This is a genomic window from Halomonas sp. BC2, from assembly GCF_002078115.1.
GTDB classification, from domain to species: Bacteria; Pseudomonadota; Gammaproteobacteria; order Pseudomonadales; family Halomonadaceae; genus Vreelandella; species Vreelandella stevensii.
The window spans coordinates 20,810-22,835 of record NZ_LFGT01000027.1 but is presented as its reverse complement, the minus strand read 5'-3'; the positions used below and the strand labels follow the sequence as shown (position 1 = coordinate 22,835).

The following is a 2,026-nucleotide window of genomic DNA, read 5'->3' as shown; positions in this document are numbered from 1 at the left end:
GCCTGGCTGGCTTCCAGCGTTTGCCGGGCGGGGTAGCGCTTGGGCTCGCTGCGCCCGCCGCCAAACGCCTGGCGGCCATACACGAACAGGTGCACGCCGGGCTCGCCGTACTCACCGCATAGCCGGGTGTGGTTGGCCGCCCCTTCATCGGAAAACGCGGGGGTGGCGGGCAGCACCGGGTGGTGGGCGAAGTGCTGCTCATCGCGGAAAATCGCCTGGAGTACGCGCCCCGTGGTGCGCGGCTCCAGGTAGCGGTGGAAGCTCGACTGCAGATTGGCCGGGGTAAAGTGCACCCTTCCATCCGGCGCATCCACGCCGGGCGTAATGGTGCCCGCGTTGGCGGTCCACATGCTGGACGCCGAGCACACCGCCCGCAGCAGCTGTGGCGCTTGCTGCGCCGCTCGAGCGAGGATCTCGCGGTTGCTGCCGCTGAAGCCCAAGTCGCGCAGCGCGCCCAGGTCCGGCCGCTGCTGCGGGGGCAGAACTCCCTGGGCGTAGCCTGCGTCCATCAGCGACTTCATCTTGGCCAGCCCCTGCAGCGCGCCCTCTCGGGGGTTGGAAACCAGGCCCCCGTGGCTCATGGAGGCCACATTACCGTGGGCCAGTCCCGAGTAGTTGTGGGTCAGCCCGACCAGACCGTCGAAGTTGACTTCCCGAATGCTGTGGACGCTCATAGGGTGACTCCCGGTGGCAGGGTTTCGGGCATTTCCAGACTGTCGGCTTCCATGGAGGCAACGGGGTAGGCGCAGTAGTCGGCGGCATAAAAAGCGCTGGGGCGGTGATTGCCGCTATCGCCTACGCCGCCGAAGGGCGCGTCCCCCGATGCCCCCGTGGTCTGGCGGTTCCAGTTCACGATGCCTGCGCGAATACGCAGCAGGAAGTCGTCCCAATCCGCCGGTTCGCCGCCGATCAGCCCCGCCGAAAGGCCATAGCGGGTGTCGTTGGCCAGTGCCAGCGCCTCGTCCCAATCGGCATAGCGATGGATTTTCAGCAGCGGGCCAAAGTGCTCTTCATCGGGCACCTCCAGGCCGGTCACGTCGATCAGCGCGGGGCTGAGCAGGCTGGTGTTCTCTGCCAGGCGCTGCATACGGTTGATCACCGTGCCGCCCATGGCTTCCAGTTCGTCCTGCGCCTTGAGCAGGCCATCGGCCGCGGCCACGCTCACCAGGCCGCCATAGAACGGCGCGGGCTCCTCGTCGAACTGCCCGGCCACGTGCAGTTTGGCAATCGCCTCTGAGAGCGCGTCGATGAGACGATCTCCCGCCTCCCCCTGGGGAATCATCAGACGACGGGCGCAGGTGCAGCGCTGGCCGCCGGAAAGAAACGCCGACTGCAAAATGGTCAGGACGGCTGCGCGCTGGTCATCCACCTCCTTGACCACCAGCGGGTTGTTGCCCCCCAGCTCCAGGGCGAGGATTTTATCCAGCTGCCCGGCAAACTGCTGCTGCAACAGGCCGCCCACTTTGGCGCTGCCGGTAAACAGCAAGCCATCGATACCCGGGTGGGCGGAGAGCGCCTGCCCCACGGCCACGCCGCCTTGTACCAGGTTGATCACCCCGGCGGGCAAGCCGGCTTCCAGCCAGCACTGCAGGGTCAAATCCGCGGTGAGCGGGGTCTGGTCGCTGGGCTTGAACACCACCGTATTACCCGCCAACAGAGCGGGCACCATGTGGCCGTTGGGCAGATGCCCTGGGAAGTTATAGGGGCCGAATACGGCCATTACCCCGTGGGGCCGATGGCGCAGGACCGCCTTGGCGGTACCCACCTCTTTTTCACGTTCGCCGGTGCGCTCGTGGTACGCCTTGATGGAGAGCGCCACCTTGCCCACCATGGCTCCGACTTCGGTACGCGCTTCCCATAGCGGCTTGCCGGTCTCTGCGGCAATCGCCACGGCCAGGTCTTCCTGGCGCGCCTTGAGCACCTCGACGAACCGCTCTACCAGCGCCTGACGCTCGGCAAAGGGAGTGCGCGCCCAACCGGGGAAGGCGGCCCTGGCGGCCTCGACTGCCCGCCCCACCTGGGGCTG

2 protein-coding genes are annotated in these 2,026 nt (G+C 67.2%); both read right to left on the bottom strand.

The features are described 5' to 3' along the window. Window positions 1–674: N-succinylarginine dihydrolase (locus B7L71_RS15655; protein ID WP_139790154.1), on the bottom strand; the 674-nt coding region annotated here is incomplete at its 3' end. Further along, window positions 671–2,026 (bottom strand): succinylglutamate-semialdehyde dehydrogenase (gene astD / locus B7L71_RS15650; RefSeq protein WP_081139045.1); only part of this gene is annotated, 1,356 nt, incomplete at its 5' end. The genes B7L71_RS15655 and astD, both read right to left, overlap by 4 nt.